Here is an 18,622-nt window from a genome sequence, read left to right on the forward strand (position 1 = left end):
TATTGGGTTTTCGGGTTAATCTTAAAACGGCAATAACTTACTCTGCAAGCCGAGTTTCATTAGTTTCTGATAGAACGCAAACTCCATTGGCCCTACCTCCTTGAAGGTAAAGAAAAGAGAGCTTTTACGATCCCCTGGAAACCGCCCCGTATTATATGCTGCAATATCGACAATATTAGAACTACCTAGAATAAGATTAATTACATTTGAAAATGTATCGATTAGTGAATCAACATCACTACAATCTACAGTCTCCCATAGGCACCAATTACTATCTTCGATATCACTACTAAGTACTCCATCAAGGTCGTCGAGTCTTGGTGAAAAACTAGGTTTTTCACTTTGATTATCGCTTTTCCAAGTGACTAAGCCAGCTCTATATTGAAACAGAAGTTTAAAGCATTTAGCATCCTCAATAACAATGATCCTTATAGCGCTAACGTTCTTACGTTTACTTGAATACCCCCCTCCAACGCGGGAAAAATCCAACTTTATATGATGCTTAAAAATGATATCTCCAGAAAACTTCATATAATTAGTGACTATGCTATTGCCTTGAGGTTGGATCTGATAGTAGAGATGCTCCATTTTCCGCTTAAGTAGGTGACCATAATTGTTTATGAAGTAGCGCATTTGTCGCTCGGTAGCCAAAGCATGACCATTTAGCCATCGAGATGCCAAAGAACTAGAAGAACCACTCAAACCAGCCTTCTTTTCAATCGCTTTATTCGTGTAACCACTTTCTTGTTTAGCAATTTTCAACAACTGCCTTGTATATTTGTATTTTTTATCGTCACTCATAGTCATGCCAACCAACTGTTATTTAAAAGAAAGCCGATAATATTTAATCATCGGCTTTCATCTTAGTCATCTCCTAAATAATCATCGTTGTTAGGGTTGTGAGCATCCGCCCAATCATCCATATCTGCATCATTATTCGGGTTATTGATATCCGACCATAGGTCTAGCTCATCTTGTGACATATCCGAAGTATCAACCATATTGAATCTCCTATTTCTTACCTTGGTAGCGTGAGTTATTCGGGTTCAATTGATTAGCTCTGTTATCAAGAGCTTTCTGGTACGCCGTATTACTACCAGAAGTTCCTTTGTTACCGTTGGCTTGGTTTGCTTTATGATCGTTCTGCTTATTGCCGTTGCTCATCGTTCTATCTCCTTTGTTGAATGAACGATGACATTGTATGAGAGTCGGTTTCATAGCGACGATGATAGGGCGGTGATTGTTTAGTGATTCTTAGTGATATTCAGTGATTTTGGTTAGACGAATGAAAAATGTCATAGCTTAAAAGGGAAACTACCACTGTTTTACCTACAGATTTCACAGCCACATCCACCCAATCCTACAACTACCAACACCAGCAACATGTTCATAGCCCATAACTCATATAGTCACTTGATCAAACCACATATTTTTCTACGGTACGCCACTCGGTACACTAATCTCACGCGCGGTTCACCAGAGATTACCGAGATCATCACTCAGTGAGCTTAGGACAGCGATATTCACACACTGATGGTTAGTAGTAGCGATGGAGAATACCGCCATTTATTACCCTTTAATGAGATCGGTAAGCTAGCCCACTAACACCTAACCCATTTTTTCTTGGACTGAGGACTGCGCTTGATTTGGTTACTCTTGGAAAGCTCATTGATTGCCTTAGTAAAATCTGACTTTGACAGCCCTAGCTGCTTTTGAAAGCTAGGATCTAAAGCACGAGGGGACTTCAGAGCATGAAGAAGCTTGTCTTCAGGGGATTTAGGGGTTGTCTGTTGTGGCTTAACAATTGGAACAACGGTGTTCTCTCTAGTTCTGATGCTTTGACACGGAGCGCCTAACTGCCTGCACTGAAACTCAAATGCTGCAATCAAGCTTTCATCGTTACTGTAAAGCTCAAAATGAACAGAGCCCAACTGCTTTTTATCTAAAGCAAGTAGCACCCTAGACAGATATGCAATGATATAGAAATCGGCTTGGTTCTGACCTGTCGGATAGTCAGATAAGAACAGGTACAACGACTTTTCACAAACAAGCTTGACTGAATCTGACTTAGAAAAAACAAAGACTTTATCAATGACCGAAGCATTGATTTTTTCTAGCTCCTTCAGTCCTACATTTTCAGCATCGACGAAAATCATCTTCATAGTTGGCCAATCTCCATTTGTTCACCACTATAAAGAAGATTACATAGTTGCATATCGATATCAACTTGGGGTTAATTCATTTGTGTGATTAGTTGTAGGTGTATATACCCCCTCTAGGTTATGACACACAACCAATCAATGCCCATAATGAAAGGCTTATAGGAGGGAAGCAGAAACGAAATAGCACCTCACCCTACCAAGTAACAGCCTAAACTACACCCAATTTACTTAGAAGCTTTCCATCTCGAATAAAAGCAGGAATATCAAGAGGTTCATAATCATCATTTAACGACTTTGGAATTACTGCTTCTAGCTCCTCATACTTAACGTCGAAATAGCGTGAGGCAGTCATAAGGCCATTGATAAATTGCTTCTTGCTAACCTTCTCAGCAACCAGTGAACTTGGAATATTAGCGTACTCTTCAAATTGCTCAGCTAAATGCTTTAGAAATGCTTCTTTACTCATGATATTAACCTTTAATAATCAAAGCCTAAATACAGAGTACATTTATAAAGCGCAATTATCCAAGCTTCCCACCCACGCAATTCATAAAAAGAATTCATTCACCGTAAAGTCACCATGGTCACACCATGGTTCTAGTAGCCCTGAATCCTTACTGATACTGGCTTGCGAGATTACAGGATTTAGCATTTGTTGGATTTACTAGGATTCCCTTGCGCACAGAATCGACATGCGATGAACCATATATGGACCATGAGAGAGATTTTAGAGTTGATAAAGTGAGTCTAATCGAGCGAGAAAAGCGTCGATAACAAGGAAGGGAAAACGAGCTAAGCTTCTGATTTCTTGAATTTATTCAAAGCTTATAAACGACGAAAGGCCGCTATAAAAGCGACCTTTCTAATATGGTACCGGTGGGCGGACTTGAACCGCCACGCTCGAAAGCAACGGATTTTGAATCCGTCGTGTATACCAATTTCACCACACCGGCATCATTAGGCTATTGCCCTTTGATGGTTGGCATTATACGTAAGCTTTTGACCTGCGCAAGCAGAAAAACCTTAAATAACTATCGTTTGCTGATAATTTCGCCACAAACTGTGACAAAGGAGAGTTCTAGTACTGCTATCTTGTCAACAGCCTTTCGTTTTACAGCCATCTTCCCAATATCAATGGCGTTTATATTCGATTCACTGTGATATCAAAAACGTAGCCATTTCAATGCTCAATACTTCATTGTAAATGCTTCTCCAGCTCTGAGCCCAGTCCACTACTTGCACCTGAAAATATTATTGTGCACCACCTCACTCCAGATACGATCTGCACGTATGGAAATATCCTGATCTACGTACCTTTACCACTATGGATTATCACACACCAATTAGACTTCAGAGAATTTAGCCTATGCTTTAACAATAATAACGCTTTGAATTCTCAAGCCACTTTTGAATCAGTGACAGATAGGAGTACGGGAATGACCGGGTCTAAATGGCAGTGGTTATTAAAACAAATAACACGCAAGCTGTGGGTTCGCACATCACTGTTCGCCTTACTTGCGGTTGCTACCGCTCTGATGTCGATTGTTCTGAACGAATTCGTTGTCCTGCCTCCCGCGATTAACGTCAGCAGTGAACTACTTAATAACATACTAAATATTCTGGCGACCTCAATGTTGGCGGTGACTACCTTTTCGCTCAATATTATGGTTTCAGCATACGGAGCCGCTAGCGCAGGGGTGACACCAAGAGCCACTAAGCTATTGATGGAAGACAGCACAACACAAAATGCTCTGGCCACGTTTCTTGGTTCGTTCTTATTTAGTCTGGTGGGCATTATCGCGCTAGGTGTCGGTGCGTATCATGAACAAGCGCGTATCTATCTGTTCATCGTTACTATGGTTGTGATCGTGATGATCATACTCACCCTACTGCGCTGGATTCAGCATCTATCAGTGCTTGGCAGGGTTGCTGAAACGACATCAAAGGTAGAGCAAGCCCTGTTAAGTGCGATTCGCAAACGTGGTGACAACCCCTGGCTTGGCGCTCGCCCCTGGAGTCACCCGGAACATAAGCCTCGGGGTAGCAAACCTATTTACAGTCAGGAGATCGGCTACTTACAACATATTGATATGCACTATCTCGACAGCCTTGCCGAAGAGAATCAATGCACGATCTACATTGAACGCCAGCCGGGCAATTTTGTTTACTTAGGACAACCAATCGCTTGGCTGTGTGGAGAGTTAAAAGAAGAGAGTGACGTTATCACAGCTTTCACCATTCGCACAGAACGTTCATTCGATCAGGACCCTCGCTTTGGGTTAGTTGTATTGGCGGAGATCGCCTCAAGGGCACTTTCACCTGCGGTGAATGATAACGGCACCGCCATTGATGTGATCGGGCGATCTATACGAGCCCTGTCACTGTGGGGAGAGTTGCTACAGAAAAGGCCAATAAAAACACGCTTTCCTAGACTGTTTGTTCCTTCATTAAGCTGCCAGGATCTGTTTGATGATGTATTTTTGCCGATAGCGCATGATGGCGCAGCCCAACTCCAAGTTCAGATTCGCCTGCAAAAAGCGTTGTTGGCGCTATCGAGCATTCATCCCAAATTGTTTGCCTCTCCGGCGACAAAACTCTCAGAAAAAGCATTGGAACTCGCGCTATCTCAACATTATACCGAAGATGAAAAACACCAACTCTCACAGCTTTCTCATCAGGTAACGGACCAAAAATATCATGGCTGAAAAATGAAAGCCGTCCCTACACTTTTCCAACAAGACAACGACAAACATAACGGATTTCACCACAATTAGAGAGTCTGTGCGTTGGGTCTCTTTTCACACGAGAAGGGAATCTATATTCTGACCCACAATTTTTAAGGTAAGTAATGGAATTATGACTACTTCTACAACTCTTCCTACAGCAGGGCTTTTTCGTCGATTAGCGGCTTTGTTCTATGACTCGTTGATTATCATTGCCATAGAAATGATGGCAGCTGGTGTCGTTATAGCGATTATGTTTGCACTTAATGCAGCAGGGTTACTCAGCTATGGGGAATATGTGGATGCAGCGGATATGCTCTCAAAGCATCCCGTAGCAAGCCCGCTATTTACGCTCTATTTAGCGGTGGTATGGATCTATTTCTTTGTCTTTTTCTGGACTCGTGCTGGTCAGACACTGGGAATGCGAGCCTGGAAGCTTCAAGTGCGTAACGCAGCCGATGGTTCACCGATTACTGTCACTCAAGCGTTAATTCGTCTGGGAACCTCTGGATTTGGTTTAGCAAATCTGACGGTGCCAATCGATCCAAAGAAACGCGGATTCCACGATATATGGGCAAAAACTCAAGTCGTGGTATTACCGAAAGCAAATTAAACAATCAAAAATAAAAAAGGAAGGCATTTAACACTTGGCCTTCCTTTTTGGTTTTGGTTTTGGTTTTATAGCTTTCTTCTTAGTAAAGAAACAGCAATAGCCAGGAATACTAAACTAGGTGCTAACGCGCCAAATATCGGTGGAATGCCGTAAACCAAGGTTAAAGGTCCAAAGAACTCACTTGAGATGTAGAAAGTGAATCCAGCGACCACGCCAGATAACACCCTCGCCCCCATGGTCACACTGCGTAAAGGCCCAAATACAAACGACAAGGCCATCAGCATCATAACCGCGATAGAAAGAGGCTGACTCAGCTTACGCCAGAACGCCAATTCATAACGAGATGCTTCTTGCTCGGATGATTTAAGGTAACCTACGTAATCATAGAGACCACTTAAAGAAAGCTCTTCAGGCTTAACGGTCACTACGGCAAGCTTGTCCGGAGCAAGCGAGGTGTGCCATTCCATTTGTTCGACATTTTGCTTGGAGACAACGGTTTCGTCTTGCATGTCAGTAATTTGCACATCTCGCATTAACCAGTTGTTGTCTTGACCGTAATCCACTTCTTCAGCAAAGATCACTTTCTGTAAGTGTTTATCATCATCAAAGCGCCACATGTTCAAAGCATACAGCTTGTCGTCTTCTACTTTGCCGATAAAGATAAAGTCATTCGAATCACGCGCCCAAACTCCAGCTCTAACCGAGACAATGCTACCTCCCGATATCGCAAAGGAACGTAAGTCACGGGCCATCTTTTGTGCTTCAGGTGCGCCCCACTGGCCTAATGCCATCACAATCAGCATTAGAGGAACCGCAGTTTTCAGCACTGACAAACCGATATCTAATTTCGAGAAACCGGCGGCCTGCATGACTACCAGCTCAGAACTCGAAGCCAACATACCTAAACCAATCAAAGCGCCAAGTAGAGCCGCCATCGGGAAAAACATCTCAATATCACGCGGAACACTCAGCAACACAAAATACAGTGCATGCGTAAGATCGTAGACGCCACGTCCGACTTTACGCAGCTGCTCGACATATTTGATGATGCCAGATAGGCCAACAAATGTTGCCAAAACCAGGGCTGTGGTAGATATGATGGTTCTACCGATATAAAGGTCTAAGATTTTGAACACAGCTTACGCGAGCCTCTTCTTACGGAATTTTTCTTTCATTCGTCGAGCTGGAACACTGTCCATCATATTGGCCAGAACCGCGACTAGTAGCAGCATCGCGTTGATAGGCCACATGCCAACGGCTGGCGGTATAGAACCATCTTCCAATGCAGATTTTGTCGCACTGATTGCCAGGAAGTAAGCCAAGTAAATCAGTATTGCCGGGCCCATTTTTGCAAACCGGCCTTGGCGCGGGTTAACCGCAGACAATGGAATCACCAGCATAGTAAGCAGTGGAATACACACGAATAGTGAGATGCGCCATTGTAGCTCTGCTTGTGCTTCTGGGTCTGGATGGCCAATCAAATTTGCAGTTGGATAGGCTTCCCAATCTCGCCCTTTCTTTTTAACTTCTCGCTGCCCGATGACACCTTCATATTGATCAAACTTAGTGATCATGTACTCAACGCGAGTTGGAATACCCTCGTAACGTGTCCCCTCTTTCATTGTGATGATCTGACGACCATCCGATAGTTCTTGCACTTCGCCAGAAGACGAAAACATCACACTAGGAAGGACCGAATCTCGCGGGCGCATTTGTGCGACAAACACATTACTTAATTTGCTGTCTTTTATATCGTCAATGAATACCACTGAAGAACCATCTGGAGTGCCCTGGAATTGTCCTTTCTGCAATAGATCCACACTGTTTTCTGCCGCAACTTGTTCATAAAGCTGTTCCACTTTATCTTGCGACCACGGGGACAACCACAGAGCGTTAAATGCCGCCACACTCGCGGTAATTAAGGCTAAGTAAAGCGCTGCCTGCACCAAGAACTTATTTCCGATACCCGTCGCATTCATGACGACAATTTCGCTCTCAGCATACAAACGACCAAAAGTGATCAATATGCCAATATACAAACTTAAGGGCAGCATCAATAAGCCCATTGCTGGCATGTTCAAACCAACAATCGAGAAGATCAACCCAGCCGGAATATCCCCGTCAGAAGCGTCAGCAAGTACACTGATGAACTTCTGGCTCACAAACACCAAAAAAAGTACGAAAAAGATCGCAAATTGACTCTTGAGTGTTTCGCGGATCAAATATCTAACAATAATCACGCTGAAATTACCTATACAAAACTTGTTTTTTTGGTCGAATCACTATAGTTTCCCGTTGAACCATTTATTTTTTTAAAAATTATAAACTAAATGTTAGTCGCTTAATTAGCTCTGCGTGTAAGCTGAGAGCTAAAATTCAACGAGTAAGCGACATTATCTAACATTTAGAACAATTTGTCTTCAGGATGTAGGAGTACGCATGGAGTTCAGTGTAAAAAGTGGCAGTCCAGAGAAACAACGCAGCGCATGTATCGTTGTTGGTGTGTTTGAACCACGTCGCCTTTCTCCAGTAGCCGAACAACTTGATAAAATCAGTGACGGTTACATCAGTTCACTACTTCGCCGTGGTGATCTAGAAGGTAAGCCTGGTCAGATGCTACTTCTGCATCAAGTACCAGGAGTTTTGTCTGAGCGCGTTTTACTTGTTGGCTGTGGTAAAGAACGTGAGCTTGGCGAGCGCCAGTACAAGGAAATCATTCAAAAGACGATCAGCACACTTAACGAAACTGGCTCTATGGAAGCAGTATGTTTCCTGACTGAACTGCACGTTAAAGGCCGTGATACTTACTGGAAAGTTCGCCAGGCAGTAGAAGCGACTAAAGATGGTCTGTACACATTTAACCAATTCAAGAGCGTTAAGCCTGAAACTCGCCGCCCACTGCGTAAGCTTGTATTCAACGTACCTACACGCCGTGAATTAAGCTTGGGTGAGAAAGCGATCACACATGGTCTTGCTATCTCCTCTGGCGTAAAAGCGTCAAAAGATCTGGGCAATATGCCACCAAACGTAGCAAACCCAGCTTACCTTGCTTCTCAAGCTCGTCGCCTGGCTGACGACTATGAGACAGTAACCACCAAGATCATTGGTGAGCAAGAGATGGAAAAACTGGGTATGACATCATACCTGGCAGTAGGTCGTGGTTCGAAAAACGAATCTATGATGTCTATCATCGAGTACAAAGGTAACCCTGATTCAGAAGCAAAACCTATCGTACTGGTTGGTAAAGGCCTAACCTTCGATTCAGGCGGTATCTCTCTAAAACCTGGTGAAGGTATGGATGAGATGAAGTACGACATGTGTGGTGCAGCGTCTGTATTCGGTACAATGAAAGCGCTGGCGAAGCTAAATCTGCCAATCAACGTAATTGGTGTTCTGGCTGGTTGTGAAAACATGCCTGGCAGCAACGCTTACCGTCCGGGCGACATTCTAACAACGATGTCAGGTCAAACGGTTGAAGTACTCAATACGGATGCAGAAGGCCGTTTGGTACTGTGTGACGCACTGACTTATGTCGAGCGTTTCGAACCAGACTGTGTTGTTGACGTAGCAACACTAACAGGCGCTTGTGTCATTGCACTTGGTCACCACATCAGTGGCGTGCTTTCAAACCACAACCCACTTGCTCATGAACTTGTCAACGCCTCTGAGCAATCGAGTGATCGCGCATGGCGTCTACCAATGGCTGACGAATACCATGAGCAGCTGAAGAGCCCATTTGCCGATATGGCAAACATTGGCGGCCGTCCTGGCGGCACTATCACTGCGGGTTGTTTCTTGTCTAAGTTTGCGAAAAAGTACAACTGGGCACACATTGATATCGCTGGTACAGCATGGAAATCTGGTGCAGCTAAAGGCTCGACAGGTCGTCCTGTCTCAATGCTTGTCCAATTCCTTTTGAACCGCAGCGGCCAAGAGACAGAAGAATAATTTCTGAACAACATCGAAAAGGGCCGCAAGGCCCTTTTTTATTATCTCTCTACTCTTTATAAAAGAGTGATGAAGATAAAGGTTTCAGCATGAGACCAAACCAAGCGAGAGAAATGATGCAAACAGCGACTTTCTACATCATAAAAGAAGACAGCCCACAAGCGCACACCGCAGGCTTTGAAGAGTACGTTGTGTTTTTGGCTCAGCATTTTGCCCGCCAAGGCGCTAAAGTATATCTGAACTGCCAAGACAAAGCGCATGCTGAGCAACTGGCAGAAACCTTCTGGCAAATTGATACAGACAAGTTCATGGCACATAATCTCGTTGGTGAAGGGCCAAAATACGCCACCAATATTGAAATTGGCCATGATGGGGTAAAACCCTCCTGGAACCGTCAACTAGTAATTAATTTGGCGGAAAATGAGACAACCTTTGCGAACAAGTTTGCTCAAGTGGTAGACTTCGTGCCCTGCGAAGAAAAAGCTAAACAGCTCGCAAGAGAAAGATATAAAATTTACCGACAAGCAGGCTACCAACTGCAGACGATAGAAATTCAGTATCCTTAACGGTCAATCCTTATAGTTAAGCTCTCTCTTTAGAGAGTTCACTTATAGAGATTGACTAAGATTTACCATTAACCAGAATCAAACCTCTAAATAGTTGAGCTTCGATTAAGGCAGTTAAAGCCACAATCAGCCCAAATATGACGAGGAAAAATGAGCGCTATGGAAAAGACATATAACCCAACTTCAATCGAACAAGCTCTGTATCAGACTTGGGAAGAGAAAGGCTACTTCAAGCCACACGGTGACACTACTAAAGAATCATACAGCATCATGATCCCGCCACCGAACGTCACTGGTAGCCTACACATGGGCCACGCGTTCCAAGATACGATCATGGATACGCTTATCCGCTGTGAACGTATGAAGGGTAAAAACACCCTTTGGCAAGTAGGTACTGACCACGCTGGTATCGCAACTCAGATGGTTGTTGAGCGTAAAATCGCTGCAGAAGAAGGCAAAACTAAGAACGATTACGGTCGTGAAGCTTTCATTGACAAAATCTGGGAATGGAAAGGCGAATCTGGCGGCACCATCACTAAGCAGCTACGTCGTCTTGGCGCATCAGTAGACTGGGATCGTGAACGCTTTACGATGGACGATGGTCTGTCTAACGCAGTTCAGGAAGTATTCGTACGTCTATACGAAGATGATCTTATCTACCGTGGCAAGCGTCTGGTTAACTGGGATCCAAAACTACACACTGCTATCTCAGATCTGGAAGTAGAAAACAAAGACACTAAAGGCAACATGTGGCATTTCCGCTACCCACTAGCGGATGGCGTAAAAACTGCTGATGGTAAAGACTACATCGTTGTAGCAACAACGCGTCCAGAGACCGTGCTGGGTGATACTGGTGTTGCTGTGAACCCAGAAGATCCACGTTACAAAGATCTTATCGGTAAAGACATCATTCTTCCTATCGTTGACCGTCGCATCCCTATCGTAGGTGATGAGCACGCGGATATGGAGAAAGGCACTGGTTGTGTGAAAATCACACCTGCACACGACTTCAATGACTACGAAGTGGGCAAGCGCCACCAGCTACCAATGATCAACATTCTGACTTTTGACGCGAACATCCGTGACGCGGCTGAAGTATTCAACACAAACGGCGAAGCAAGCGATGCGTACAGCGCTGAACTTCCAGCAAAATACCACGGTATGGAGCGTTTTGCTGCGCGTAAAGCGATCGTTGCTGAATTCGACGAGCTAGGTCTGCTTGAAGAAGTGAAAGATCACGATCTACAAGTTCCTTACGGCGACCGTGGTGGCGTGGTTATCGAACCAATGCTGACTGACCAATGGTATGTGCGCACTGCCCCTCTGGCGAAAACAGCGGTTGAAGCCGTTGAAAACGGCGACATCCAGTTCGTGCCTAAGCAATACGAAAACATGTACTTCTCTTGGATGCGTGACGTTCAGGACTGGTGTATCTCTCGTCAGCTATGGTGGGGTCACCGCATCCCGGCTTGGTACGACAACCAAGGCAACGTTTATGTAGGTCGTAACGAAGAAGAAGTTCGTAACAACAACAATCTAGAGTCAGTGATTGAACTACACCAAGACGAAGATGTACTGGATACCTGGTTCTCTTCTGCACTATGGACGTTCGGTACTCAAGGTTGGCCAGAGCAAACTGACGATCTGAAAGTGTTCCACCCTTCAGACGTGCTAGTAACTGGTTTCGACATCATCTTCTTCTGGGTTGCACGCATGATTATGATGACCATGCACTTCGTGAAAGACGAAGACGGCAAGCCACAAGTACCATTCAAAACGGTTTACGTTACTGGTCTAATCCGTGACGAAAACGGCGACAAGATGTCTAAGTCGAAAGGTAACGTACTTGACCCAATCGACATGATCGATGGTATCGACTTAGAGTCTTTAGTAGAGAAGCGTTGTGGAAACATGATGCAGCCTCAACTAGCGAAGAAAATCGAGAAGAACACACGTAAGACGTTTGAAAACGGTATCGAAGCATACGGTACAGACGCACTACGTTTTACCCTTGCAGCAATGGCATCAACAGGTCGCGATATCAACTGGGATATGAAGCGTCTTGAAGGTTACCGCAACTTCTGTAACAAACTATGGAACGCTAGCCGTTACGTAATGATGAACACAGAAGAACAAGATTGTGGCTTCAACGGTGGTGACATTGAATACTCACTAGCGGACAAGTGGATCGAGTCTCAGTTTGAACTAGCAGCGAAAGCGTTCAACAACCATATCGACAACTTCCGTCTGGATATGGCGTCGAACACGCTTTACGAATTCATCTGGAACCAATTCTGTGACTGGTACCTAGAGCTAACGAAACCTGTTCTATGGAAAGGTACTGAAGCGCAGCAACGTGGTACTCGTCGTACGCTAATCACGGTTCTTGAGAAGACGCTACGTCTGGCTCACCCAGTGATTCCTTACATCACTGAAACTATCTGGCAAAGCATCAAGCCTATTGTTGACGGTGTTGAAGGTACTAATTCATCAGAAAGCACTATCATGCTTCAAGCTCTACCTCAATTCGACGAAGCGAACTTCAACCAAGAAGCGTTAGACGACATTGAGTGGGTTAAAGCGTTCATCACTAGCATCCGTAACCTACGTGCTGAGTACGACATCAATCCGGGTAAACCGCTTGATGTCATGCTAAAAGCAGCAAGCGAAGAAGACGCAGCTCGTCTGGAAGCGAACAAGCAAGTGCTAATGTCTCTGGCGAAGCTAGAAGCGGTACGCGTTCTTGAAGCTGGCGAAGAAACTCCGGCATGTGCAACGGCACTGGTTGGTAAATCTGAGCTTATGATCCCGATGGCAGGCCTGATCGACAAAGACGCAGAGCTTGCTCGTCTGGATGGCGAGATTCAGAAAACTCATGGCGAGATCAAGCGTATCGAAGGCAAACTGGGTAACGAAGGCTTCGTAGCGAAAGCACCTGAAGCGGTTGTTGCTAAAGAGCGTGAGAAGCTTGACGGCTACAAAGAGACACTGGCTAAGCTAGAAGAGCAAAAGAAAACCATCGCGGCTCTTTAATCGCTCGCGTTGAATTAGAAGCCAAATGCTTCTGCTCTTAAAATCAGAAAGGTTGGTCATTGTGGCCAACCTTTTTTGTATCAGTTAATTTTGTATCAGCTAAATTGTGTCGATTAACCCAGCCAAACCCTTTCAATCGATAGCTTTTGCCTATCTTATTAATACTCATCACCCATTAGCGCTAATGAGAATTATTATTGATAATCTATTCATCGAAACAAACACGAATGAGTGATTATCATGAAAAAGACACTAACCTTCGCAGCGCTACATTTTACTATCGCCTTTAGTGTCGCTTATGTGCTTACTGGCGACATTCTAATTGGTAGTTTAATTGCCATGATCGAGCCATCAGTAAACACCGTCGCTTTTTACTTTCATGAAAAAGCTTGGACAAGTGTTCCGGCACTTAAAGCTCGTCAAACAATGACCAAACTAAAAACCGCAAGCTTTGCTACCGTGCACTTTAATGTCGCCTTCACCGTGGTGTACTTATTAACTGGTGATGCATTTATCGGTGGCGTAATGGCGATGCTGGAACCATCATTGAACACTGTGGTGTACTACTTCCACGAGAAAGTTTGGCTACGTAAATCGGTAAGACAAACATCATTACCTCACTTTGGATTGCATCGACATAGCTAACCGCAATATATTGAGCCTCTAAAAATTCATATATTAGGCTCAAAATGGAAAAGATTGCAGACTTTACTCTTCGACTTATTTCTCCTCAAGATAATCCATCGATTGCTAACGTCATTCGCCAGGTCTCGGCAGAGTATGGGCTCACCGCAGACAAAGGCTATGGCGTGGCAGACCCAACACTTGATGACATGTACTCTGTGTATGACCAGCAAGGCGCAGCCTACTGGGTGATTGAACACAACGGCGAAATTGTTGGCGGCGGTGGCTTTGCACCTCTGGCTGGAGAACTCAATGTTTGTGAACTACAAAAGATGTATTTCCTTCCTCAAACCCGCGGCCACGGTTTAGCGAAACGTATTGTGGCGCTCAGTCTTCAACAGGCAAAAGATCTCGGCTATAGCCAATGTTATTTAGAAACCACCGAGTGCTTAAAAGAAGCCATTGGTTTATATGAGAAGTTGGGATTTGAGCATTTAGAAGCCCCGCTTGGACAAACAGGGCATGATGCTTGTGAAGTCGTGATGCTCAAATCGCTGTGAGCGAGCAAATCACAGCAAATGTTAAAGTACGAGGTGAGTAACGCAGATCTCCTGACTTAATGCGACTGAAAAATCCTGACGTTGACCGTCCAGCTCAACCGACAATTGATAGAGATCGTTTGGATCGGGATCGTGGAGATCCGCGTATTTTGGCGCTTCAATCTGAAACAGTGCGCTGGCATTATCAACACGTACATCAATTGGAATATGGTAAGTCATGCCATTAAATTTAACTGATGCGGAGACCAAACCAGGAGCAAACGTCTGATAATAAAGATCAACTTTAAACTCACAACCCCCACCGTGGTGCCAGATCTGCTCAGTGGCGACTCTATCTAACCGAACATTGCGAATAAATTGCAGGTAAGGCTCCTGCCATACCCCCATTCGCTCATCGCTTTTCTTGTATTCTCGATTGGTAAGAGTACACAGCTCAGGCGAATCTTCCTCAAGAAGGAGGTCCTCTTCTTCTTCTAAGAACAAAATCTCGAAGCGATTACGCCCCATCTGCATGAATGGACGAATGTCTTTCTTATACACATTCTGGGTGCCATCACAGTCAAACAACGCCACGCCGTTCAAACGAACTTCAGCATGATAGTCCACACCACCTAATACCATTTCTACCGCAGGGAATGCCATCATGGACTCATCCACTTCGATATCATGCATCAGATGCCATTCTTGCTGACGAATCGTATCTTCCGTCAACTCATCAGGGAGCACCTGACTCAGAGGAGCAGGAAAAGTGATGTCATCTTGAGGGATGGAGAGGTCCGTCAGTGGAGAGACTTGCCATAAGCCGGCGAGAGATTGTTGCATATACACCTTGAGCTGGATCAATTTTTACGCATTATGGTAAAAAAACCACACAAGCTCAATGTGAATTAGTTGCATAGCTTACACTTATCATTTTTTAGACATAAAAAAACCAGCGACATCCGCTGGTTTTCTCAGTAGTTTATCGACTACTCTTCATCTTCGTCTTCTTCGTCAGGGTAAAGCGCGTCTTCGCCTTCGTAATACGTACCCCAGCCGTCATAAATGATGTCGTACTTCTCAGCAAGATGAACCAGCTTCTCAACTTGAGCATCAATCGCTTCTGCATCCAGTGCCGACTCCATTGTCGCGTCACAGCAAAGCAGTTTGTTACCGTCTTCGTCTTCTGTTTCTTCTGCTTCAAGTACTTCAAAGCCCATCTTAAATGCTTCAACAACCGCTTTTTCTAGCGTGTCAAAATCTTCCGCAAACAGGTGGTGCTCGATTTCATAGAGTGAATCTGGATCGCTGCCATCCTCTAACAAAGCGGCAATGATATCGCGAGTCTCTTCCTTTTGAATCTCAATTAATTCTTCTACTGACAGATATTCATCTTCGTGAGACATGTTTAGGCTCCAGATTAGTTACTTGATGGAAACACGATACCCAATTAACTGGGTATTCTGATCCGGTGAAATATGGCATGGATTGCGATGAAAAGCCACTAACAAACACCAATCCATAGCGATTGTTGGCAATTATTCCTTGATAAACATTTCTCCCCTTCACGCAAGGTCACAAAAAATTAACAAGAAAGTGGGTTTTGTAATATTCAGAAGATCCTAATCGGCACATTAGAAGCGCAATCCTACTTTCTATGCGTGTTTATTGCCCATTTTTGCATACAGAAACGACTCATTTTTTCAGTGCAACGAATAAAGAAACTCACAATATGCAAAATAAAGAATAACTATGCGCATTTTATGCACTTGGAATGTAATTTTCATCACTCGGTCTAAAAGAATAAAAACGCAATTTACTAAAAACTACAAAATAAGAATAAAATATCAAAAACAAACAAGTAAAAATGATAATTCAGAATCTTAAGTCAAAAAATTATTAATTTACAAAATATAACCAAACTTAACTAACTTGCATCTTATCCATAAGATTGTCATAAATAGCGGCAAGTAAATCTGTAAGGATACAAAATGAGTAAGCTGTACGTAGGATCAGAAGTTGGTCAACTTAGACGAGTTCTATTAAATCGCCCTGAGCGCGCCCTAACCCACTTAACACCATCAAACTGTCATGAATTGTTATTTGATGATGTACTGGCAGTAGAAGCGGCAGGAGAAGAGCACGATGCTTTCGCCCGTACTTTACGCGATCAAGATGTAGAAGTACTGCTACTTCACGATTTACTCGTCGAAACTCTGGCAGTTCCAGAAGCGAAGAAATGGCTGTTGGATACTCAGATTTCTGATTTCCGCTACGGCCCAACCTTCGCTCGTGACCTACGCGCTTATTTCTCAGAGATGGACAATGAGCACCTTGCATCGGTACTGTTAGGTGGTTTGGCTTATTCTGAATTGCCAATTAAATCCTCTTCTATGCTACCGAAGATGAGACGTCCTCTGGACTTTGTAATAGAGCCTCTGCCAAACCATCTGTTTACCCGTGACACGTCATGTTGGGTATACGGCGGTGTGTCTCTGAACCCAATGATGATGCCGGCACGCCAGCGTGAAACAAACCACTTACGTGCCATCTATCGTTGGCATCCGATCTTCGCTGGCCAAGACTTCATTAAGTACTTCGGTGATGAAGATCTTCACTACGATAACGCAAACGTGGAAGGTGGTGATGTTCTGGTGATCGGTAAGGGAGCGGTACTGATTGGTATGTCCGAGCGAACTACGGCGCAAGGTGTCGAGAACCTGGCAGCAAGCCTGTTTAAAGCAGGTCATGCAACCGAAGTGATTGCCATCGATCTTCCAAAGCACCGTTCATGTATGCACCTTGATACGGTAATGACTCACATGGATGTTGATACCTTCTCGGTTTACCCAGAAATCATGCGCAAAGATCTTGATACATGGCGCCTGACACCAAAAGGCACGAATGGTGAGATGCATGTGGAAGCGTCACACAACTACCTGCATGCGATTGAATCAGCACTTGGCTTGGATCAGCTCAAAATCATCACGACCGGTGGTGATAGCTATGAAGCAGAGCGTGAACAATGGAACGACGCAAATAACGTACTGACGGTCAAACCGGGGGTAGTAATTGGTTACGAACGTAATGTCTACACCAACGAGAAGTACGATAAAGCGGGTATTAAGGTATTAACCGTACCTGGCAACGAGCTGGGGCGTGGTCGCGGCGGAGCGCGCTGTATGAGCTGTCCGATTGAGCGAGACGATATATAACCCTTTCAGAAGCAGTGAATAAAAACTAAGGTTGATGTGAATACATCAACCTTTTTTAGTTTTTAATTAAAATAATTATTCACAATAAAAGCATTTATATGTTTTAATGCAGTGATTCAAAATCAATCACACGTACAAAGGGACGAGCTATGGCTTTCAATTTACGAAATCGCAACTTTCTGAAGCTGTTGGATTTCTCAACTAAAGAAATCCTGTTCTTGCTCGAACTGTCTGCAGAGCTAAAAAAAGCAAAATATGCAGGAACAGAGCAGAAGAAACTCCAAGGGAAAAATATCGCACTCATCTTTGAAAAATCTTCTACCCGAACCCGATGTGCGTTTGAAGTTGCGGCTTTTGATCAGGGAGCACAAGTCTCGTATATCGGACCTTCTGGCTCTCAAATCGGTCACAAAGAGTCAATGAAAGATACCGCCCGCGTACTAGGCCGTATGTATGATGGTATCGAATACCGTGGTTACGGCCAGGAAATCGTCGAAGATCTCGGCGCTTACGCTGGTGTTCCTGTTTGGAATGGTCTTACGGATGAATTCCACCCGACCCAAATTCTTGCTGATTTCCTGACGATGCAGGAGCATGGTCGCGGAAAACATCTGCATGAAATCACCTTTGCCTACTTAGGTGATGCTCGCAATAACATGGGCAACTCTCTCATGGTCGGCGCAGCGAAAATGGGCATGGATATTCGTTTAATTGCTCCTAAAGCATTCTGGCCAGAAGAACACCTTGTCGAGACATGTCAGGAAATCGCACAGCAAACTGGTGCAAAAATCACTTTAACTGAAAGCGTTGAAGAAGGTGTTAAAGGTTGTGACTTCCTGTACACCGACGTTTGGGTATCAATGGGTGAATCTGCGGAAGCCTGGGATGAGCGTGTAGCGCTGATGAAACCTTATCAGGTCAACATGAATGTCATAAAGCAAACGGGCAATCCAAATGTGAAATTTATGCACTGTTTACCCGCTTTCCATAACGATGAAACCACAGTCGGCAAAGAAGTCGCAGAAAAATACGGCATGAAAGGCTTGGAAGTCACTGAAGATGTGTTTGAGTCTGACTATTCTATCGTGTTTGATGAAGCAGAAAACCGCATGCACACCATCAAAGCGGTGATGGTAGCGACTCTAGGAAGTTAACCGCTTTTAGTAGCTAAAAGCATGATGTAATCGCTTGCACTAGAC

At 44.2% G+C, this 18,622-nt stretch carries 17 protein-coding genes, 1 tRNA gene and 1 pseudogene; 9 read left to right on the plus strand and 10 right to left on the minus strand.

From position 1 onward, the window contains the following. Positions 1-21 precede the first annotated feature (21 nt). The 6 genes from ACWYU8_RS18675 to ACWYU8_RS18700 all read right to left on the minus strand — a co-directional run bounded on the left by ACWYU8_RS18675 (position 22) and on the right by ACWYU8_RS18700 (position 3,115). The gene (locus ACWYU8_RS18675) at positions 22-801 is read right to left on the minus strand and encodes a hypothetical protein (RefSeq protein ID WP_457521234.1); all 780 of its coding nucleotides are present in this window, start codon (positions 799-801) and stop codon (positions 22-24) included. Between the two features lie 62 nt (positions 802-863). After that, positions 864-1,001: a hypothetical protein gene (locus ACWYU8_RS18680; RefSeq protein ID WP_172438150.1), complete on the minus strand. Its 138-nt coding sequence runs from the start codon at positions 999-1,001 to the stop codon at positions 864-866. A 10-nt stretch (positions 1,002-1,011) separates the two neighbouring features. Then, positions 1,012-1,164: an alpha-amylase gene (locus ACWYU8_RS18685; RefSeq protein WP_457521235.1), complete on the minus strand. Its 153-nt coding sequence runs from the start codon at positions 1,162-1,164 to the stop codon at positions 1,012-1,014. Between the two features lie 437 nt (positions 1,165-1,601). Continuing rightward, positions 1,602-2,162 carry a hypothetical protein gene (locus ACWYU8_RS18690; protein WP_457521236.1) on the minus strand — a complete coding sequence of 187 codons (561 nt, stop codon included), beginning with the start codon at positions 2,160-2,162 and terminating at the stop codon, positions 1,602-1,604. Between the two features lie 208 nt (positions 2,163-2,370). Then, on the minus strand, positions 2,371-2,628 hold the full coding sequence (locus tag ACWYU8_RS18695) for a hypothetical protein (protein ID WP_457521237.1): 258 nt from the start codon (positions 2,626-2,628) through the stop codon (positions 2,371-2,373). Between the two features lie 402 nt (positions 2,629-3,030). Beyond that, positions 3,031-3,115 (minus strand) — tRNA-Leu (locus ACWYU8_RS18700). A 483-nt stretch (positions 3,116-3,598) separates the two neighbouring features. Between ACWYU8_RS18700 and ACWYU8_RS18705 the strand changes: the two genes are divergently transcribed. After that, entirely contained in the window at positions 3,599-4,867 is a 1,269-nt protein-coding gene (locus tag ACWYU8_RS18705; RefSeq protein WP_457521238.1) for a DUF2254 domain-containing protein, read from the plus strand. 151 nt (positions 4,868-5,018) lie between these two features. Next, positions 5,019-5,498, plus strand: a complete 480-nt coding sequence (locus ACWYU8_RS18710) for an RDD family protein (protein WP_457521239.1) — start codon at positions 5,019-5,021, stop codon at positions 5,496-5,498. 65 nt (positions 5,499-5,563) lie between these two features. On the opposite strand, the gene lptG is transcribed toward ACWYU8_RS18710, so the two are convergent. Next, positions 5,564-6,634, minus strand: coding sequence for an LPS export ABC transporter permease LptG (gene lptG, locus ACWYU8_RS18715; RefSeq protein ID WP_457521240.1), 1,071 nt, complete (start codon positions 6,632-6,634; stop codon positions 5,564-5,566). 3 nt (positions 6,635-6,637) lie between these two features. After that, positions 6,638-7,738 carry an LPS export ABC transporter permease LptF gene (gene lptF, locus ACWYU8_RS18720; RefSeq protein WP_457521241.1) on the minus strand — a complete coding sequence of 367 codons (1,101 nt, stop codon included), beginning with the start codon at positions 7,736-7,738 and terminating at the stop codon, positions 6,638-6,640. 199 nt (positions 7,739-7,937) lie between these two features. On the opposite strand from lptF, the gene pepA reads away from it, so the two are divergent. From pepA to ACWYU8_RS18745, 5 genes and pseudogenes are all read left to right on the plus strand, one after another. Then, positions 7,938-9,446, plus strand: a complete 1,509-nt coding sequence (gene pepA, locus ACWYU8_RS18725) for a leucyl aminopeptidase (protein ID WP_444495814.1) — start codon at positions 7,938-7,940, stop codon at positions 9,444-9,446. Between the two features lie 116 nt (positions 9,447-9,562). Then, a complete protein-coding gene (locus ACWYU8_RS18730) occupies positions 9,563-10,012 on the plus strand; it encodes a DNA polymerase III subunit chi (RefSeq protein WP_457521349.1) in 450 nt (149 codons plus the stop codon). A gap of 159 nt (positions 10,013-10,171) precedes the next feature. Beyond that, positions 10,172-13,045: a valine--tRNA ligase gene (locus ACWYU8_RS18735; protein WP_457521242.1), complete on the plus strand. Its 2,874-nt coding sequence runs from the start codon at positions 10,172-10,174 to the stop codon at positions 13,043-13,045. A 240-nt stretch (positions 13,046-13,285) separates the two neighbouring features. Continuing rightward, positions 13,286-13,690: a DUF2061 domain-containing protein gene (locus ACWYU8_RS18740; protein WP_457521243.1), complete on the plus strand. Its 405-nt coding sequence runs from the start codon at positions 13,286-13,288 to the stop codon at positions 13,688-13,690. A gap of 62 nt (positions 13,691-13,752) precedes the next feature. After that, positions 13,753-14,229: pseudogene (locus ACWYU8_RS18745) on the plus strand (GNAT family N-acetyltransferase); the annotation flags it as partial. 21 nt (positions 14,230-14,250) lie between these two features. Here ACWYU8_RS18745 and ACWYU8_RS18750 read toward each other — a convergent pair. Next, positions 14,251-15,051 carry a glycosyl hydrolase 2 galactose-binding domain-containing protein gene (locus tag ACWYU8_RS18750; RefSeq protein ID WP_457521244.1) on the minus strand — a complete coding sequence of 267 codons (801 nt, stop codon included), beginning with the start codon at positions 15,049-15,051 and terminating at the stop codon, positions 14,251-14,253. A 146-nt stretch (positions 15,052-15,197) separates the two neighbouring features. Next, complete coding sequence (gene rraB, locus ACWYU8_RS18755; protein ID WP_444495818.1) at positions 15,198-15,614, minus strand: ribonuclease E inhibitor RraB; 417 nt, start codon at positions 15,612-15,614, stop codon at positions 15,198-15,200. Positions 15,615-16,199: 585 nt separating this feature from the next. Between rraB and arcA the strand changes: the two genes are divergently transcribed. Then, on the plus strand, positions 16,200-17,423 hold the full coding sequence (gene arcA / locus ACWYU8_RS18760) for an arginine deiminase (RefSeq protein WP_457521245.1): 1,224 nt from the start codon (positions 16,200-16,202) through the stop codon (positions 17,421-17,423). A 149-nt stretch (positions 17,424-17,572) separates the two neighbouring features. Then, on the plus strand, positions 17,573-18,577 hold the full coding sequence (locus ACWYU8_RS18765; RefSeq protein ID WP_457521246.1) for an ornithine carbamoyltransferase: 1,005 nt from the start codon (positions 17,573-17,575) through the stop codon (positions 18,575-18,577). The last annotated feature ends 45 nt before the right edge of the window (positions 18,578-18,622 follow it).

This window comes from Vibrio limimangrovi (genome assembly GCF_054064025.1).